This is a genomic window from uncultured Roseovarius sp. (assembly GCF_913057115.1).
In the GTDB taxonomy this organism is placed as follows: Bacteria; Pseudomonadota; Alphaproteobacteria; order Rhodobacterales; family Rhodobacteraceae; genus Roseovarius.
The window spans coordinates 1-17454 of record NZ_CAJXNN010000023.1; the positions used below are offsets into that span (position 1 = coordinate 1).

Consider the following 17454-nt stretch of genomic DNA (forward strand, 5'->3'; position numbering starts at 1 on the left):
TTGTGCCCCGGTATCATGATCGTATTCACTATGGTAAAAACACCGTTAGCAGCCCCTCGGTTCTGGCGTTTCGGCGCGAGATGGCCCCGCGCTTTGACGAAAACTTGGTCTGGTTAATGGATGTCGACTTTTACAAGCAATGTGCTTTGAAATGGGGACCTCCTTTAGTCCTATCTGAGCCATTGGCGGTGAATCGCCTGCACGACGGGCAAGTCAGCGCAGGGGTCGATGCCGATCTGGTCAGGCGAGAATTGCGGTATGTCCATCGTAAGTATGGTCCGGATGAGTCTTGGAGCGACTGGTTCTACTATCTAGGGCGTTTGCGCAAAACTTATATCTGAGCGAGTCCTGTGTTAGCGCTTCTGGACATTGCGCAGCCATTCCGACAGCAAGGCATGAGTTAATCGAAGAGGGCGCAGGATGTGGGCCAGCCTGTTTCCTTGATAGTATGACAGACGCATGACCATCCGATCCTGCAAGTTTCCGATTGCGCGGCACACAGGGTGGTTTACGGCCAATCCAAAGGTTTGGGCATCATGGTGCCTTTGTTTCAACACAGAGATCGCACGCTGCAATTCGCGGATGCGCTTTTCCACATATTCTTCATGGGTCGCTACGCGTGTCGTGCTGTTGGTCATGCCTGCGCCCACCCGGTAAAGAACAAGGTCTTCGTCAATCAAAGCGGCACGATCTTCCAGGGCTGCCCGGAAGCCGAAAATCAGGTCTTCATAACACTCCGGATAGGCCATAGGGCCGTATTTGCGGAACATGTCTTTGTGCCAGGCGGCAGTTGCCCCTAGGTAGAGTTGCATTGATACCGCCGCTGCCATCAGATCGTAGTCGGAATAAAACGTTGCCTTTTGATAGGTTCTGGGCGTTTCTTGCCCGTCGAATGTTTCAACGCGTGCTTGCGAGTATGCCAGTAGCGGATCCTGAGTTTCGAAAACCTCGATTGTCCGCGAGGCGCGGTTGGGATAACAGATGTCGTCCCCGGCGACGGAGATTATGACGTCTCCGGAGGCAAGTTCATAGGTTCGGTTAATGTGTCCGGCCAAGCCAAGGTTCTTGGGGTTTCTGTTGAGCACGACGGAGTGTGGACCACGATACTCCTGCGCGAGTGCGGTCATCTTTTCGTAGGTGTCGTCCGTCGAACAATCATCGCTCAGGACAATCTCTATCGGGTCGCAGTTCTGTTCCAGAACGGCTTTTACGGCGTCTTCGATCCAAGCCGACTGATTGTATGCAATCACAACGATGGAATAGGAGTATTTCATGGTCGGGTCCGGCTCTTTTGCACGTCACACCTTGAGTTCGTAATGCTGGTACAAAGTGGTTCTGGCGCCGAACATTTCTTTCTGTCTTGCTAGGCCAGCATTTAGATTTCGCCCTTGGTCTGTGGTGGAAATCCCAAAGTCAAACCAACGGTGCCGCGCGAAATATTCGTTCAACAGGCTATTGGTGAGATAATCCAGCGCGCCAAGGTCCCGGCCTTCCGTGCTGCTTGTGATGTACTGTGCATGGGCCACTTGTCCACAATCAAAAACGACCATCGCACCAAGAACCTCACCCTCTCTCGTGGCGTTGAACAATCTGATGTTCTCGGGGAATTTGCCAGCGAGGTACTCCATCTCGGCAAGGCTGTGCGTGGGTCTGGCTTCGTGCCGAGAGGCAAGGTTTTCTTCCAAAATGCTCCAAGTGGTTTTGAAATCTCGACTCTCCTCACTGACGACACGGGCGCTACTCGCTTTTTTCACTCCGCTTTTTTTGCCTTTGGAGAACGGGAGCCGATCATGCATGTTAACCGTGGAAGAGGCGTCAACCCTAGTTAAAACGCCGCCAAAGCGGAACATGGCGTAAAGGTCTTCTTCTGCCGGTTGTGCATGGTAGATGTGTGGAACGGGCTTATATAGGAAACTTCGAAAATGGTTTTTGCGGAGATACTGCACAAGACTTTCAAAAACGAATAGCATGCGTTCTGCTGTCATTTTCTGATTTGTCAGAATGCCCCCATAGGTAAGCCCCGCATGGGATTTCAGAATGTCGTTGTCTATACAGGCGGGCAAAACTCCGACGAGTTCCCCATTCACACTGAAAAGCAATGAATGATCGACGAACCGATCTGCATGGTACTCCATGAAGTCCCGATAATGCAGGAAGGTTGCGTTCTTTGAATTCTTTACAAACGAGTCCCATGCATTCTTGTTTTCGGAACTGTAGCGACAGATATCGACGGTCGTATTCATTTTTGCATCCTGTCACTATTCTAGAACACTTAAAACACACATGACGGTTAGATTTATCCGCACTGGCAAACTTTTTCAGGGGCTTGCTACGTTACCATCGGAACTTGGCGCGAATTTTCTGTATGACTTTTGATGCCCTAAGTCGATGCCATAGCATCGCGCAGCGGTCTAAGGCGGAAGGGGACTGAGCGCCAAGGCCGTAGCGTTCAGTCTGGGGGTAACTGATGACAAACCGCTCTACCAAAGCTATCTCCGTCGGGGAAAGAACCTGTTTGTATTTTTCAAGGCTGTCGTCCGAGATTGGTTTTTTCAACGCCTCTTTGGTATACCAAAACTGATCGCTCACATGGTTTTGCCTATCTTCCAAAGGTGCCGGTTGAACCATGCTTGGCTGATAATCCAATCCAACGAATTGGCATATGTCGCGGACAACACGCTCGGGATTGTCGACGAGGTCTTCATAGAAGATCGCCTTTACGCGCTCGTGTTTTTGAACAGCCGCGAGGCCCTTCTCCCAGGTTTCATTGATGTCGTTGATGCTTGCGGCAACACTGGCGCAGAAGGGAGGGGGGCGAAGTCCTTCCGCGAAGTATTTATTCGCTACTTCTTTCATTGAGCCAGCTATGGCGCGCGGGTCGCGCAAGACCAAGATACAGTATGCGTTTGGCATGCATTCGCAAAGCTCTGCCATTACCAAAGCGTTCGACGGTGTTTTTTCACAAAGAACCGTTTTTCTGTGTTCTCGTAGCGATCTTTCGAAAAGCGCGGTGGTAAAGCTTTCGACGGCCCTGTCGATGTCATCTGTCGTAACAAGATCCGCGATGCGCCCGCTGGCGTGTCCGCTGTGCAGGCGGTTTCGCAGGGTCGTAATGTCCTTTGTGAAATCAAACTCGCGCCCTGCATAGATTTGGGAATGGGACCCCATGATTCGCTGAACAAGTGTCGTGCCTGATCTGTGCGCTCCACCAACGAATAACTGTTTGGGGTGTTCACTCAAAACGCATCTCCTGGTTCAGCGATTTTCGGGCGGTTTGTTATGCGTTAGAAAACAATCAGCGCTTCATTGCCTTATGGTAATATTCAATGCATCACGTCATAACAAGGCGATGAAACGAGCAAAGATTTAGGATGTTCTGAGCACGGAACACAAACGGAGTATTCTGCGATGGCCCTAAGTGACTGCAAGCTCATTGAACTCCCCAAGATTGAAGATCGTCGCGGAAATCTGACCTTTGTCGAAGGGCAGAACCATATCCCCTTTGACATCAAGCGGGTATATTATCTTTATGACGTGCCCGGCGGTGCGGATCGGGGGGAACATGCACACAAGGATTTGCACCAGTTCGTTATCTGCATGTCAGGCAGTTTTGACCTGTTGCTTGATGACGGGTTTCAGAAGAAGCGGTTTCATTTGAATCGATCATATTACGGCGTGTACATCTGCCCGATGATTTGGCGGTATCTTGACAATTTTTCTTCTGGTTCGGTCTGTAGGGTGATGGCCTCGGCACCCTATGATGAAGCCGATTATATTCGGGATCGTCAGGATTTTCTTCAGGCGGTGGGCGCGCAATGAAGGTCCCTTTTCTCGACCTGAAGGCCGCGGTGGCGGATATTGCGCCAGCGATTGAGACCGCTCTTTTACAGGCCGCTCGTTCTGGACAGTATGTAATGGGTCCGGAATTGGAGCGCTTTGAAACCGAGTTTGCCGCTTATTGCGAAGCAAAACATTGTCAGGGTGTGGCCAATGGGTTGGATGCGCTCCGACTCGGGTTGGAGGCCATGGGTGTAGGGGCCGGAGATGAAGTGATCGTACCGGCCAATACGTATATCGCGACGTGGTTGGCCGTCAGTCAATGTGGGGCAATCCCCGTCCCGGTTGACCCGATAGAGGCTACTCATAACATTGATCCCGACGCTGTTGCCGAGGCCATAACTCCGAAGACCAAAGTGATTTTGGCTGTGCATTTGTATGGCCAACCGGCAGACCTTGACGCTTTGCGCGTTGTGGCCGACCAGCACGGGCTGCAAATTCTGGAAGATGCGGCACAGGCGCATGGCGCACGCTATAAATCGGATCGTATGGGGGCCAGGGGCACAGCGACTTTCAGTTTCTATCCCTCAAAGAACCTTGGTGCCTTGGGGGATGGTGGCGCGCTAGTGACGAATGACCCCGATATCGCGCATCAGGTGGGGCTTTTGCGGAACTACGGGTCGGAAATCAAATACGTACATGAGATAAAAGGACTTAACAGCCGTTTGGACCCGCTGCAGGCGGCTGTTCTATCTGTCAAATTGCAAGTCTTAGATGATTGGAACACTCGCAGAAGGGCGATTGCGCAACGCTATAGTGCTGCATTTTCTAAGGCTGGACTGATGCCCCCATTCGTGCCGGAATGGGCTGAGCCGGTATGGCATCTCTACGTTTTGCGCCATGATGACCGCGACAGGTTTCAAAAACGCCTTCAAGATGCGGGTATTGCTACTGTGATCCACTACCCGATCCCACCGCACCTGCAAAATGCCTATGCCGATTTGGGATACGAAGCGGGCCGTTTCCCTCTCACCGAAACACTGGCGCGGGAAGTCATCAGCCTGCCAATGTGTCACGCCCAAACGGACGAGCAGACAGAGTATGTAATTGATAGGGTTTTGAAGCTCCTGTGAGCATAGGGCCTGACACCTCGAACTTGAGGATATAAGCGGCGTAAATCTCCGTGATCGGATCCCCCCAGGCTCTGGTTATGAATGAGGGGGGTTGGGGGGGCAAGTCACTGGAAGCGGTGCTTTTCCTGGAGGGCGCATCCAGTGTGTTCGAGCGCGGCGGCAGGTAAGCCTCCGAGATTGACGAGGAGCAGGTCAAAGAATTGCATGCAAAAATCGGGCTGTCTCTGACCTCCCGAGATCATGGCAGCTGACCGCCAGCCGTAGTCTGCTGGCTGAGAAGAGGCAAAACCTAACCCGATCAGCAGGGTAAGCCTCCAGCGGCGGTCGTTTGATCTTGGGATCAATCCGCTGGTAAGTCCGACTTTATCAACCGCCCTCAAATCGAAGTTCTGTCTGCTGCCGATGCAGATCGCCACCGGTATTGTTCGCGCTGGTGACCGTGATGAAGGAAGCTCCCGCGTCGCAAGCAAATCCGGTTTATCCGTAAGCACCCTGCGTAGGCCGTTTAAATGAGAACCACCTCTCCAGGGTCGGCATCAAAGCGTGACAAGTCCAGTACGAATTTTCCCGAACTGTTTAACGCAATTTGCCAATGTTTGTAACGCTACATGTTGAGATTGGTAACGGATTTGTTGAGCGATCTGTTCAACATTTTTGTTACTGTTTTCAACAAAAAGCGTTATCGTTTTAAGGAGTAATGGGGGGAGAGCCAAAAAACTTGGATCTCGAATTGCCCGCGATTTTTGCCAGTGAAGCGACATCTTGCAATTGTTCACTGTGTGAGTGCCCGCAACCCGGTTTTCGCCATTCCGATATCGGCGATAGGTCTCCATAAAAAGACCGGAATTCGGTTCATGCTATTGTGTTAGACATCAACCTACCTACCACCTTCGCATCCTGCCCCGTTATTCCAAACCGAATTCATTATTTTTCGCGTTGGGATTTCTCATCGAGCCAATCGGCGAGCATTCTACGGATCATTTCCGGTCGCGTGGGGACATCTGCTTCGTTTCTTCGAGCGTCGTCTATGCTTTGAAGCATACTTTCAGAAACACGTACCATCACGCCTTTTGTATCTGTTTTCGGGCGACCCATTTTTGCCATTGGTGCAATTTCCTAGAATCAGGGCTTGACTTTACGATATCATTATATCAATATAAATCAAGCGAGGCAAGAGTTGCAGCTCCTGCCCCGCTCTAAACACAAAGATCTGTAAAGGAGATCCCTATGCGTAAAAATATTAATATCATTTCCACACCGGCTCCGAAAGCCGCTGGCAATCCACAATCTGATTTGTTTGATAATTTTTGCGAGCTTTTGACCCGTATGTTTTTCGCGCTTGAGGAAGAGTGCTGGGCTGAAGAGACCGGATGGGACATCGCGTTCGGGCAATCGATGTCCGAGGCTGAGGCCGCGTGGAAACTGGTCGCGCTCCAGGCCGATGACGTGACGGCCGTACAACCGCTATCGGCAAGTGACCTGATCCTCCACCGTATGGCAGGCTTGGTAAAACGTGCTGTGTCTGCATCCAACGTTGCTACACTCTGCGATATCCACGCCAAAGCCATGCAATGCGTCGCTGAGGCGTCTCCACGTCTGGCCGCCCCCGTGCGGGATCTCGTCCAGGAAGCCGAGACCTGCATCGAGCAGATGTTCGAACATGCGCATGCTTGTGAAGGCGATGATATGCAGGACAGTATCCTGCCGCTCGCCGCATAAGTTTCAAAACACTTTCAAGCCAGTCACATTCCTCGGTCGACCTTAGCGTCGACCGGTACCTCACGCTTGTTCAAAAGGACATTACCTATGAAGAAACAACCGCTTTTGTGCGGCTTCGAAGAGCTTTTCTCGTCGCCGCCGACAAGTACCGATGACATCAGAGGCTTTCCGGACCTGTCCCGAAACACGATGACGCGCCATGCCAAATGGTTCGGCCTGGCCGGAGAGCATCTTGTCGACAGTATTCTGCTGCGTTTCAAGATTTACACGTCGCACTTGCCAGAGATGCTGCCCGCAGATCGGATCGCCCACCTCCCGGATGGCAATAATCTGCGCCTGCAGGTCAAGACCTGCTGCAGACCGCGCAACGGGTATTTCCATTTCACTTTGGCGAAGGGCTATCACCGCTCGCCAACCGGCGTGAAACGCTATGACGACGGCGATTTCGATCTCGTCGCACTTGTGGCGTTGTCGGAAAATGCAATCAAGTTCACCGCTGACAAACATCAATCGCAGAAAGTGGCGCTCGACGAAATCCACGCACTGCGTGCCGACCCATGTCGGAGCCTAGAACGTGCCATCCATGATCTCGGGTTGACGGACGACAGCACCGGCATTCCAGCGCAGACCGGGGGTGTTCAATGACTGAGACCCCGATGAACAAGATCGCCACACGCGCGCCCGACCCTCAGCCTGATTTTGCACTGGAGCTTGCCCGCTCGACCGCGCGGGGGCTGTTCGACAAGGAATGGAATGGCTTTGTCGCGATGGAACATGAGCCAGATGACGACGAAGACGAGGACGATGACGTCATCGCCAATTTGCCCGATGATGTCGTACGGCCACCCAGTAAACGATCCTGGGAAGCCCCGGAAACACCTCTGGCCAAGACCATGAGCGAGGCGGAGATCGCGGCGGCGATCTCCTCCGGATGCGATCCATGGGCACAATCAAGGACCGGCCAAGGCAGGATGCTGCGCACGGGGGACCCGCCTGCGTCCCTGATTGCCACGGCCTTGGGGTTGAGCGTAATCGTCGATAGTGATGATCACCTGCGCAGTCTGTTCGTCCCTGGTCATGTCACGAACCTCATCTGCCCGGCAGCTTGTCTCTGGGGGCTGGCCCAGATCCTGCCCGGTGCCGCCAAACAGTGGAAAAGCCATCTGCTCTTACCGAAAACGGCTGACCTGCATCGCTATGTCCAGGACGAGGACGAAACCGGTCGCCCGAAAAGCCGCATGCGCAAGCGCGGGATGTGGGGGGCACGGATCGAGCGCAGTCTTGCTCAAGGGGCTTCGGTTTTGATCGTCACTACGGACCCCGGACAGCTTGACGAGACCATGAATGCGCTCGTGTCGCGCCGGGTGACATGGCCGGGTATCACGCCGCAGATCATCGTCGAGACCTTGCGGTTGACACATAGCGCGACCGAGCACCTGTCCGAAGCTGACATTCTCAAGCGTTTGCCGGATGAGCACAGCCTGAGGCTGTTCGAGCCTGCACAGATCGATGCGGCCTTTGCGGCCCCCACGACCCTGCAGGTGGCGGATCGCCTCGCAGGCATCGCCCGGAAACTGACACGACCGGTTCCGGGCGTGACCCTCGAAAACCTCCACGGTCTCGGGGATGTACGCCGATCACTGGATCGTATGTTGAACGACCTTCAGCTTTGGCGAGGTGGTGATCTGTCGTGGTCGGATGTCGCATCGAGCGCTGTGTTCCACGGTCCTCCCGGAACCGGGAAAACCACGATGGCACGCGCCTTCGCGGGGTCTGCAGGCCTTCCGATCATCGAGACCTCCTACTCGGATTGCCAGAAGCATGGCCATCAAGGCGATATGCTTGCCGCCCTCGATCAGGCGTTTGCTGAGGCTAAAAAGGTAGCTCCGGCCGTGTTGTTCATCGATGAGCTTGATAGCTTCTCGCAGAGAGATGCGCGGCCCCACAATGCGGATTACTTACGCGGTGTCGTGAACGGGTTGCTTGAGCAAATCAACCGGGCCAAGGATATCGGCGGTTTGGTTCTGTTCGGCGCAACCAATTACCTCGATACGGTCGATCCCGCAGTCATTCGCAGCGGGCGCTTCGACCTGAAACTGCACGTCCCGTATCCCGACAAAACAGGCTTGACGGAGATCCTGACTGCAAAGCTCGGTCGCGAAGCTGCCGGGGGCATCGATACGGGGGCAATTGCAGACCGATTGATTGGACTGTCCGGTGCGGATGCCGAAGCCGTTGCCCGCGATGCCCTTGGACGTGCCAGAGCAGAGGGTGTGCCGGTCAATCAAAAGCACCTTGAAGTGGCGGCAGATCAGATTGCGCCGCCGCTGGACGATGACACGTTATGGCGGGCGGCGATCCATGAGGCCGGGCATGTGATCGTCATGATGCGCCTCGGTTGGCCGATTCCGGATCGGGTTTGTCTCACCCCGAACGGGGGACAGGTCGAGTCAGCGCCGGTAAAATCCCTGACACCAAGGACGGCCCAGCAACGCTTGCAAGTTTTGCTTGCGGGCCGCGCCGCGGAGATTTGTGTTTTTGGCGATCCAAGTTCCGGCGCGGGTGCCGGAGAGCACAGTGATCTCGCGAAAGCCACCAGCCTTGCCCTGGCGATTGAACGGCACTGGGGATTTGGGGGCAGTGGATTGCTTTGGGATGGTCTCTCGGCGGCAGATATCTGGCGTGCTCCTGCAGATATCCGCGAGCGAGCAGAAGCCCATTTGCGTGCGGCTCAGGATGAGGCGAAGGTCACGCTCCGGGCCAATAGAAATGTCCTTGAAGCGTTGGCCGAACGGTTGTTGCGCGTCAGAGATATGTCCTGGCGGGATATCGAACTGCTTGAACAGGATATCATGGCCAGCAACGACGATGTGCCTGCAATCGAGTCAGCAAGTGACGGGCAGAATACCTGCCTGGAAAGCTGATTGCAGCCCTGCAGTTGGTCCCTCGGGTGAAAACCAAAACCGCCCGGCGCAAATGACGCCGGGCGGTTTTTGCATGGGATGGTCTGGTACTCAGATTTCCGGGCGGCTGGCCATCCAGTCGGATATGGTGCTGGAGTGCCACCCGATAAGCCGTTCGGTCAGTTTGACGGGGGCCGGAAATGTGCCCGCATTGATATGTCTGTAAATTGTCGAACGGCTCAGGCCGGTAATTTTTTGTACATCTTTTTGACGTAGAATTATGTTGGTCATTCAAGTCCTCATTTTGTTACCAATACATCCTTCTGTCACATTAAAGTTAAAACCAGTTTTCAATTTTAGGTAGTTTGGTCTTGACCGGTGATAAACTTGGTCCACTCGTACATATAGGGCGTACGCCGCTCCAGGTAATCCGTTCGAATATATGCGTCGATAGCAGCATCCCCCTTACGCACGTGCCCGATACAAGCTTCCACAATCTCATCTGGACATTCCGTTTTGTCGGTAAGCCATGTTCTCAATGAAGACCTGAACCCATGGGGCGTTGCGGGAATATCGTTATCGGCGAGGAAATTGCGCATCGCCATCTTGTTGAGCGGGCCACCCTTGGCATTTGGAAACAGATACCCGTTTCGAGAATGCGGTTCCGCCAACTCGATGACATGTCGCGCCTCATAATTGAGAGGAACAGTAAACCCTTGGTCATTATCTGCCCGGCCCTTGACGTGGAGTGGCGGGATTTCCCAAACGGGACCCAGGATTTGCTCGAAACGCATGTTGTTGACAGAGTCCGCACGAACCCCCGTCAGGATCAGCATCCTCAATGCCAGTTGTACCGGATCATCATCTGAAAGGGTCGCATAAAACGCAGGCACATCTTGCCAATGCAATGCCTGGTGTGGTGTTGCGCGCTTCTTGTTTTCCCCGAGAATAATAACCGCATCTTCGATAACCGCCCGGTTCACAAGGAAACCTTTTGCCCGCGCGTATTTGAAAACGCCTCTCAGCCTTGAGACGGCTTTCCTGGCGGTCACCGGTTTTTCGTGCCAGATCGGGGCCAAGGCATGTGCGATGTCGTCCTGATCGATCTTGACGATTGGCATCTTGCCCAGTTTCGGCAAGACATGCAGCCGCAGGGGGCTGAACCACTTGCCATCGGAGCCATTGTGTTTGAGGCTCTCTTTGTGTGCCTCGTAGGCCATCCAGGCAAGCTGCTCCAGGCGGCCCTCACGGGAACTGGCTTGTTGGCGCTGCAGGCGGCGTTGTTTGATCGGATCGGTATCGGCCTGCACCTGTTGACGCGCCCATTCAGCTTGTCTGCGAGCCTCGGCAAGGCTGACCCGTCCGAATGATCCGAGTCCCATCTCGCGTTGACGGTCCCACAGGGTAAAGCGAAAGACCCATTGCGCGCCACCATCGGCGCGCTTATGAAGCCAAAGGCCCTGCCCATCACAATGCTTGCCCGCAGGCAGAGATTTGAGTTGGGGACTGTAAATGCGTTTGATTTTGCCATGACATTATCCCTTCTTTTGTATACGTTCTGGCGTGACACTGCCCGGCTCATTCCGGGATGCAGTGAGACGTTAATTGATTGGAATTTAAGGAAGATTACTTCCGGTGGCACCCAGTGAGAACGTATGACACAAGAAGAATACCCCTCCGGCGGGAGTATTTGGGGAAAGATGAAACCGGGTCTGCGCACTTCATCTTTCCATAAATACTCCGGGGGAGTCGCCCGTAGGGCGACGGGGGCAGCGCCCCCGGTTGCAACAAGACTCGAAAAAGAACAAAAGGTGAATATAATCATGACTTGCCATGACGACCGAGTTTGCGATCACCTCCAATTTCACTTTCCTCACCGGGGCCTCGCACCCCGAGGAGTATATGCGCCGTGCCGCCGTGCTGGGGCTGGGGGCGATTGCGATTGCCGATGAGAATTCCGTGGCCGGGATCGCGCGGGCGCATGTTATGGCGCGCGAGATTTCCCGGCAGGTGCAGGAACGGCGCGCATGGGAGGCGCGCGCAGGGGCGATTGGCCCGCCTGCGCCGGAACCCACTGTGCCGGAGTGGGGCAATGTGCCCCGGCTTCTTCCGGCGGCGAAGCTGTATTTTCAGGAGGGGATCACCCTCACCGCCGTGCCGCTGGACCGTACCGGTTGGGGCAGCCTGTGCCGGATTCTCAGCAAGGGACGGTTGGCGGCCCCCAAGGGGGCGTGCCATCTGCGCCTTGAGGATCTGGAGGCGCTGGGCGAGCGCTTGCATCTTTTGCTGCATCCGCCACAGGCACAACGGGGGCCGGGCGGCGCGGGCGAATGGTGTGAGCTTGCGCGCCGGGTGACGCGCCGCTTTGGCGAGGAAATGCATCTTTTGATGGTGCCGCGCTATGACGGGGCGGATGCGGTGTGGTTTGATGAGCTGGCCATGTTGGCCGACGATTTGGGTCTGCCCACCTTGGCGGCGGCGGCCCCGGTCATGCATCACGGGCGCAGGCGGCGGTTGGCGGATGTGTTGACCGCCATTCGGCAGGGTCGTCGCGTGCGGGACTTGGGGCGCGGGGCTTTGGCCAATGCCGAGGCGCGGTTGCGTAGCCCGGCGGAGATGCGGCGCATCTTCGGGGCGCATGCGGCGGCGGTGGGCCGTGCCGCTGATTTGGCCAAGCGGCTAACCTTCTCGCTGGATGAGTTGCGGTATGAATATCCGTCCGAGGTGGGGCAGGGGGAAACCCCCGATGCGCGCCTGCGGCGCTTGGCCGAGGCGGGCTTGCGCTGGCGCTACCCCCATGGCGCGCCGGAAAAGGTTACGCGGCTTTTGGAGCATGAGCTGAGCCTTATCGCCAAGCTGGGCTATGCGCCGTATTTCCTGACGGTGCATGACGTGGTGGAGTTTGCCCGGTCGCGCGGCATCCTGTGCCAAGGGCGCGGGTCGGCGGCCAATTCGGTGACCTGTTATTGCTTGGGCGTGACCTCGGTTTCGCCGGAAATCGGCACCATGGTTTTTGAGCGTTTCGTCAGCGAGGCCCGCGATGAGCCGCCCGATATCGACGTGGATTTCGAGCATGAGCGCCGCGAGGAGGTGATCCAGCATATTTACGAGCGTTACGGGCGGCATCGCGCCGGCCTTTGTGCCACGGTCATTCATTACCGGGGCAAGCGCGCCATCCGCGAGGTGGGCCGCGCCATGGGCCTCAGCGAGGACACGCTTTCGGCGCTCAGCTCACAGCTTTGGGGTTTTGGCGCGCGGGGGGAGTTGGCCCGCACCCGGTTGCGCGAAATCGGGCTGGACCCCGATGACCGGCTGTTGCGGCAAACCCTTGATCTGGTGCGCGAAATCGAGGGCTTTCCCCGGCACCTGAGCCAGCATGTCGGCGGTTTTATCATGACCGAGGGGCGGTTGGACGAGTTGGTGCCCATTGAAAACGCCGCGATGGAGGATCGCACGGTCATTTGTTGGGACAAGGACGATATTGACGCCTTGGGCATCCTCAAGGTGGATGTCCTGAGCCTTGGGATGCTGACCTGTATCCGCAAGGCCTTTGCCCTGTTGCAGCAGCATCACGGGGTAACTCATGACCTTGCCAGCCTGCCGCCCGAGGACCCAGCCGTATACGATATGCTGTGTCGGGCCGACAGTTTGGGCGTCTTTCAGGTGGAAAGCCGGGCGCAGATGAATTTCCTGCCCCGGATGCGGCCCCGGTCGTTCTACGACTTGGTGATCGAGGTGGCGATCATCCGGCCCGGCCCCATTCAGGGCGACATGGTGCACCCTTATATCCGCCGCCGCAATGGTGAGGAGGCGGTGGCGTTTCCGTCCGACGCGCTGGGCGAGGTGTTGGGCAAGACGCTGGGCGTGCCGTTGTTTCAGGAACAGGCCATGCAGATCGCCATCGTCGGGGCGGGCTTTACGCCCGAGGAGGCCGACCGTTTGCGCCGCTCGCTAGCCACTTTCAAAAAGCATGGCAATGTCAGCGAGTTTCGCGCGCGGTTTTTGCGCGGCATGGCGCGCAATGGCTATGACGCGGAGTTTGCCGAGCGGTGTTTTAGCCAGATCGAGGGGTTTGGATCCTATGGCTTTCCCGAAAGCCATGCGGCGAGTTTCGCGCTGTTGGTCTATGCCAGTGCATGGATCAAGTGCCATCATCCGGGCATTTTCGCCTGTGCCTTGCTCAATTCCCAGCCCATGGGGTTTTATGCGCCCGCCCAGATCGTGCGCGATGCGCGCGAGCATGGGGTCACGGTGCGGCGCGTCTGCATCAATGCCAGTTTCTGGGACAATGTGATGGAACCCGATGGCAAGGGAGGTTTGGCCCTGCGGTTGGGGTTTCGGCAGATCAAGGGCATGGCCGAGGAGGATGCCCATTGGATCGCGGCGGCGCGCGGCAATGGCTATCAAGCGGTGGGCGATGTCTGGCGGCGGGCGGGGGTGGCGCCCCAAGTGGTCACGCGACTGGCCGAGGCGGATGGATTTGCCGCGCTGGGCCTCACGCGGCGCGAGGCGCTTTGGCAGGCCAAGGCCCTCTCGGGCGATGCGCCCTTGCCTTTGTTCGCGCGGGACATGGAGGGCGAGGCCATTCACGAGGCCGCGGTCAGTTTGCCGCAGATGAGCGAGGGTGAGGAGGTGGTGGAGGATTACGCCGCCCTGCGCCTGACCCTGCGGGCGCATCCCGTGGCGCTGTTGCGGCATATCCTGACGCCGGAGTGAGGGGGTGGGCGAAATCTTGAAAAGATTTCGGTCCGATTTCTTTGCAAGAAATCGGTTGGCGGTGCGCATGAATACGCACCCTACGGGGTGCCGCCTAATGCTCGCGGAACAAGCGGCCAAGCCCCGGCAGGGCGTCATTCACCCCGGCCAATCGCAGGCAATCCCACAAGAGTGCTTGGTTGGAGCAGATCACCGGCTTGCCCAGCTCTTGTTCGATCTGGTCGACCACCTCGATACTGCGCAGCGCGCCACAGCTGAGCAGCACGGCATCGGCATCGGCGCGGTCAATCGCGCGGGCGTAGTCGGCGATATAGTCGGGTGCGACGCGGGTCATTTCGGTGTCGTACTGTAGGCCCATGCCATGGGCGGCCAGCACCTCGAAACCGGCCTTTTCAAGGAAGCGCACCACATTGGCGTTCAACTCTTCGATATAGGGGCTGCCGAGGACCAGCCGTTTCACCCCCATCGCGGCCAGCGCCTTGCGCACCGCGCCCGCGAGCGAGGTGGCTTTGGCCCCCGGCACGGCGCGGGAGAGTTCGGCGTGGGTGACATCCTCGCCCAAGGCGACGGTGCCCGAGGTGCAGGCATAGGCCACCACGTCCAACCCGTCGTCGGGCAGGATGCGGGCCGCCGTTTCGGCCAATGAGCCGCGCACTTGGCCCAGACTTTCGGTGGAAATCTCGCGCGGCATGACCACGCGGGAAAAATAGGCGCCGACGCCTTGGGGCATGAGGCGCGTCATCTCGGGCTCGATGGTTTGTTCGTTGGGAATGAGGACAAAACCGATCTTGGCGCGGGCGTTTAGCCCTGCGTCAAAGCGTGGCTGTGCGAGAATGGCTTCGCGCTCGGTTTGATCAAGATCCTTGGCCATGAGGCCATCATCCGACGCGCGACCCAATTTGTAAATGCGATTGTGCTTTGTCGCGAAGAGGCCGGGAAAGGGCGCAATCAGGACAGGTGGGCCGTGCGCCCCCGCCGACCATATCCCGTAAAACAGGGAAAGGTCAGGACCATGCACAGCAACCCATTCAGCGACGCCGAATTGGACCGCCGCCTTGCCGCCACGCGCAAGGCGATGGATGAGCGGGGTGTCGATATTGCTCTTTTGTCCTCGCCTGAGAATATCTTTTACCTGATCGGCTTGGATCACTGGGGCTATTTCGCGCCGCATGTCCTTGTTGTGCCGGCGGAGGGCGATATGACCCTGATCACCCGGCAGATGGAGCAGGTGGCCATCCGAAACATGGTGCGCAATGCCGAGTTTGTGGGTCATAGCGATTCCGAGTCTGCCGCCGATGTGCTTTTGCGCCATATGGCGGGCAAGACGGCCGGCAAGGTCGTTGGGATCGAGGAAATGTCCTCGGGGTTGGCCTATGGCATGGGGGCGCAGATCAAGGCGGGGCTTGAGGCGGGCGCGTGGCAGGACATTACCGGCATGGTGGATCACCTGCGGCTGGTCAAATCAGCCGAGGAACAGGGGTTCATGCGCCATGCGGCCAAGGCGGCGGATGCCGGAACGCAAGCGGCGATTGCCGCCGTGCACGATGGCGCGGTAGAAGCCGATGTGGCCGCCGAATGCTTGGCCGCCATGACCCGCGCGGGCGGCACGCCGCCGGGGTTCGGCCCTTTCCTGCGCCCTGCGGCCCGGATGGCCGAGGAACACACGAGTTGGGGCGAGGGGGTGCATCGCGAGGCGGTCTTCTTGGAAATTGCGGGCTGCGTGGCGCGGTACAATGCACCCATGGGTCGGCTGGTGAATATCGGTGGAATTTCCGATGAAGACGCCGAGATGGCAGACCTTTCGCAGCGCGCCTTTGCCGCCACGCTGGAGGCGTTGAAACCCGGGGTGACGGCCAAGGATGTTTATAACGGCTGGCAAGCCGTGGTGGATGCTGCGGGCATGCCCGAGTATCGCCGTCATCACTGTGGTTATCTGGTGGGCATTGGATTTCCGCCCTCGTGGACCGGCGGGCCACGGGTGACCGGCCTGCGGCATGATTCCGATCTGGTGATGGAGGAGGGGATGACATTTCACCTGATGTCATGGTTCACGGAAACCGGGCGCGGCAATTTCTTTGTCTCGAATACCGTGCTTCTGGGGCCAGACGGGGCGGAATGCCTGACCACCACCCCGCCGGGGCCGCATATCGCCTGAAGAGGCGCAAATCGGACACACCCCGCGCCGCGTGACACGCGACAACTTCCCAGAGGGATGCGGCGATGCTATCCCGGTCGCGCCGGGGGGCGACAGATTTGGGATGGATTGCAGATGATGCGCCTTTTCGCCGCCGCATTGGCCTTTGGGCTTTCCTTGAGCGCTTTGCAGGTGACCCCGGCACAGGCTGAGGATCGGGGCTATCTTGGGCATGGCCGCCTGATCACTAATGACGTCTTGGGCGATGGCTATGACCGGTGGCGCACCGGGTCTGTCGCGCTGAGTTACCTTTGGGGGCCGGATTGGCAGGGGCAGCGCCCTGATGCATTCGGCCAGATGCTGGAACTGCGGTTCAATGCCGAAATCCTCGGTCCGGAAAACCTTTTCACGCCAGCGGCGGGCGACCGGCCTTATGCACAGGCCTTCACCATGGGCTTGCACAGCCATTTCATGGCGGGTGAGGCCGAGGTGGCACTGGGCGGAGATGTAACCGTGACGGGGCCGCAACTGGGCTTCGATGATGTGCAGGAGGTTTTTCACGACGCATTGGGCGGGCGTGATCCATCCCCTGCGACCAAGGCGGCGCAAATCAGCAACGACGTGCATGCGACGGCGGTGATGGAAATGGGCCGAACCTATCGTTTTCGGGCTGGTGGCACCGCCCTGCGCCCCTTTGTCGAGGCGCGGGTTGGAGTGGAAACCATGGTGCGCGCAGGGGCCGATGTGATGTTCGGCGGCTTGGGGCAGGGAGGTCTCATGCTGCGCGAGCCGGTGACCGGGCAGCTTTACAAGGCCATCGACGATGACACCAAGGGCCTGAAATTCGTCCTTGGCGGCGATGTGGCCTATGTCGCCGACAGTATCTTCCTGCCCTCAAGCCGTGGCTATCGCCTGACCGATACCCGCAACCGCCTGCGCGCGGGCGTCCATTGGGAAGGGGCCAAGGGCAGCAAACTGTTCTATGGTGTGACATGGCTGGATAAAGAGTTCAAAGCGCAGCGCGAAACCCAAGTTGTGGGCTCCGTGCGACTGGACCTGAAATTCTAGCCAA

14 protein-coding genes and 1 pseudogene are annotated in these 17454 nt (G+C 57.3%); 9 read left to right on the forward strand and 6 right to left on the reverse strand.

Annotation, left to right across the window (positions count from 1 at the left end):
- Positions 1 to 341: pseudogene (locus tag QZ498_RS10755) on the forward strand (glycosyl transferase); the annotation flags it as partial.
- Between the two features lie 12 nt (positions 342 to 353).
- Here QZ498_RS10755 and QZ498_RS10760 read toward each other — a convergent pair.
- The 3 genes from QZ498_RS10760 to QZ498_RS10770 form a co-directional block, all read right to left on the reverse strand.
- Positions 354 to 1274, reverse strand: a complete 921-nt coding sequence (locus QZ498_RS10760; protein ID WP_294622095.1) for a glycosyltransferase family 2 protein — start codon at positions 1272 to 1274, stop codon at positions 354 to 356.
- Positions 1275 to 1298: 24 nt separating this feature from the next.
- A complete protein-coding gene (locus QZ498_RS10765; RefSeq protein ID WP_294622097.1) occupies positions 1299 to 2243 on the reverse strand; it encodes a GNAT family N-acetyltransferase in 945 nt (314 codons plus the stop codon).
- 91 nt (positions 2244 to 2334) lie between these two features.
- Entirely contained in the window at positions 2335 to 3240 is a 906-nt protein-coding gene (locus QZ498_RS10770) for a sulfotransferase (RefSeq protein WP_294622098.1), read from the reverse strand.
- 168 nt (positions 3241 to 3408) lie between these two features.
- Between QZ498_RS10770 and QZ498_RS10775 the strand changes: the two genes are divergently transcribed.
- The 5 genes from QZ498_RS10775 (at position 3409) to QZ498_RS10795 (ending at position 9553) form a co-directional block, all read left to right on the forward strand.
- A complete protein-coding gene (locus QZ498_RS10775; RefSeq protein ID WP_294622100.1) occupies positions 3409 to 3819 on the forward strand; it encodes an FdtA/QdtA family cupin domain-containing protein in 411 nt (136 codons plus the stop codon).
- Positions 3816 to 4910, forward strand: a complete 1095-nt coding sequence (locus tag QZ498_RS10780) for a DegT/DnrJ/EryC1/StrS aminotransferase family protein (protein WP_294622102.1) — start codon at positions 3816 to 3818, stop codon at positions 4908 to 4910. Before QZ498_RS10775 ends, QZ498_RS10780 begins: the two co-directional genes overlap by 4 nt.
- 1227 nt (positions 4911 to 6137) lie before the next feature.
- Complete coding sequence (locus tag QZ498_RS10785; protein ID WP_294622104.1) at positions 6138 to 6629, forward strand: hypothetical protein; 492 nt, start codon at positions 6138 to 6140, stop codon at positions 6627 to 6629.
- 87 nt (positions 6630 to 6716) lie between these two features.
- The gene (locus tag QZ498_RS10790) at positions 6717 to 7274 is read left to right on the forward strand and encodes a hypothetical protein (protein WP_294622105.1); all 558 of its coding nucleotides are present in this window, start codon (positions 6717 to 6719) and stop codon (positions 7272 to 7274) included.
- On the forward strand, positions 7271 to 9553 hold the full coding sequence (locus QZ498_RS10795) for an AAA family ATPase (RefSeq protein WP_294622106.1): 2283 nt from the start codon (positions 7271 to 7273) through the stop codon (positions 9551 to 9553). The genes QZ498_RS10790 and QZ498_RS10795 overlap by 4 nt, the downstream gene beginning before the upstream one ends.
- Positions 9554 to 9643: 90 nt before the next feature.
- On the opposite strand, the gene QZ498_RS10800 is transcribed toward QZ498_RS10795, so the two are convergent.
- Positions 9644 to 9823, reverse strand: a complete 180-nt coding sequence (locus QZ498_RS10800; protein ID WP_294622107.1) for an AlpA family transcriptional regulator — start codon at positions 9821 to 9823, stop codon at positions 9644 to 9646.
- A gap of 65 nt (positions 9824 to 9888) precedes the next feature.
- Complete coding sequence (locus QZ498_RS10805; RefSeq protein WP_367117642.1) at positions 9889 to 11055, reverse strand: tyrosine-type recombinase/integrase; 1167 nt, start codon at positions 11053 to 11055, stop codon at positions 9889 to 9891.
- A 310-nt stretch (positions 11056 to 11365) separates the two neighbouring features.
- Between QZ498_RS10805 and QZ498_RS10810 the strand changes: the two genes are divergently transcribed.
- On the forward strand, positions 11366 to 14248 hold the full coding sequence (locus tag QZ498_RS10810) for an error-prone DNA polymerase (protein WP_294622108.1): 2883 nt from the start codon (positions 11366 to 11368) through the stop codon (positions 14246 to 14248).
- A 94-nt stretch (positions 14249 to 14342) separates the two neighbouring features.
- Here the strand turns inward: QZ498_RS10810 and QZ498_RS10815 are convergent, their stop codons facing one another.
- Positions 14343 to 15119 carry an arylmalonate decarboxylase gene (locus QZ498_RS10815; RefSeq protein WP_294622109.1) on the reverse strand — a complete coding sequence of 259 codons (777 nt, stop codon included), beginning with the start codon at positions 15117 to 15119 and terminating at the stop codon, positions 14343 to 14345.
- 141 nt (positions 15120 to 15260) lie between these two features.
- Here QZ498_RS10815 and QZ498_RS10820 point away from each other — a divergent pair, with 141 nt between their 5' ends.
- Together QZ498_RS10820 and QZ498_RS10825 are read left to right on the forward strand one after the other, a co-directional pair.
- Positions 15261 to 16403 (forward strand): Xaa-Pro peptidase family protein, encoded by a 1143-nt coding sequence (locus tag QZ498_RS10820; protein ID WP_294622110.1) that lies wholly within the window; start codon positions 15261 to 15263, stop codon positions 16401 to 16403.
- Positions 16404 to 16517: 114 nt separating this feature from the next.
- Entirely contained in the window at positions 16518 to 17450 is a 933-nt protein-coding gene (locus QZ498_RS10825) for a lipid A-modifier LpxR family protein (protein WP_294622111.1), read from the forward strand.
- Positions 17451 to 17454: the final 4 nt, after the last annotated feature.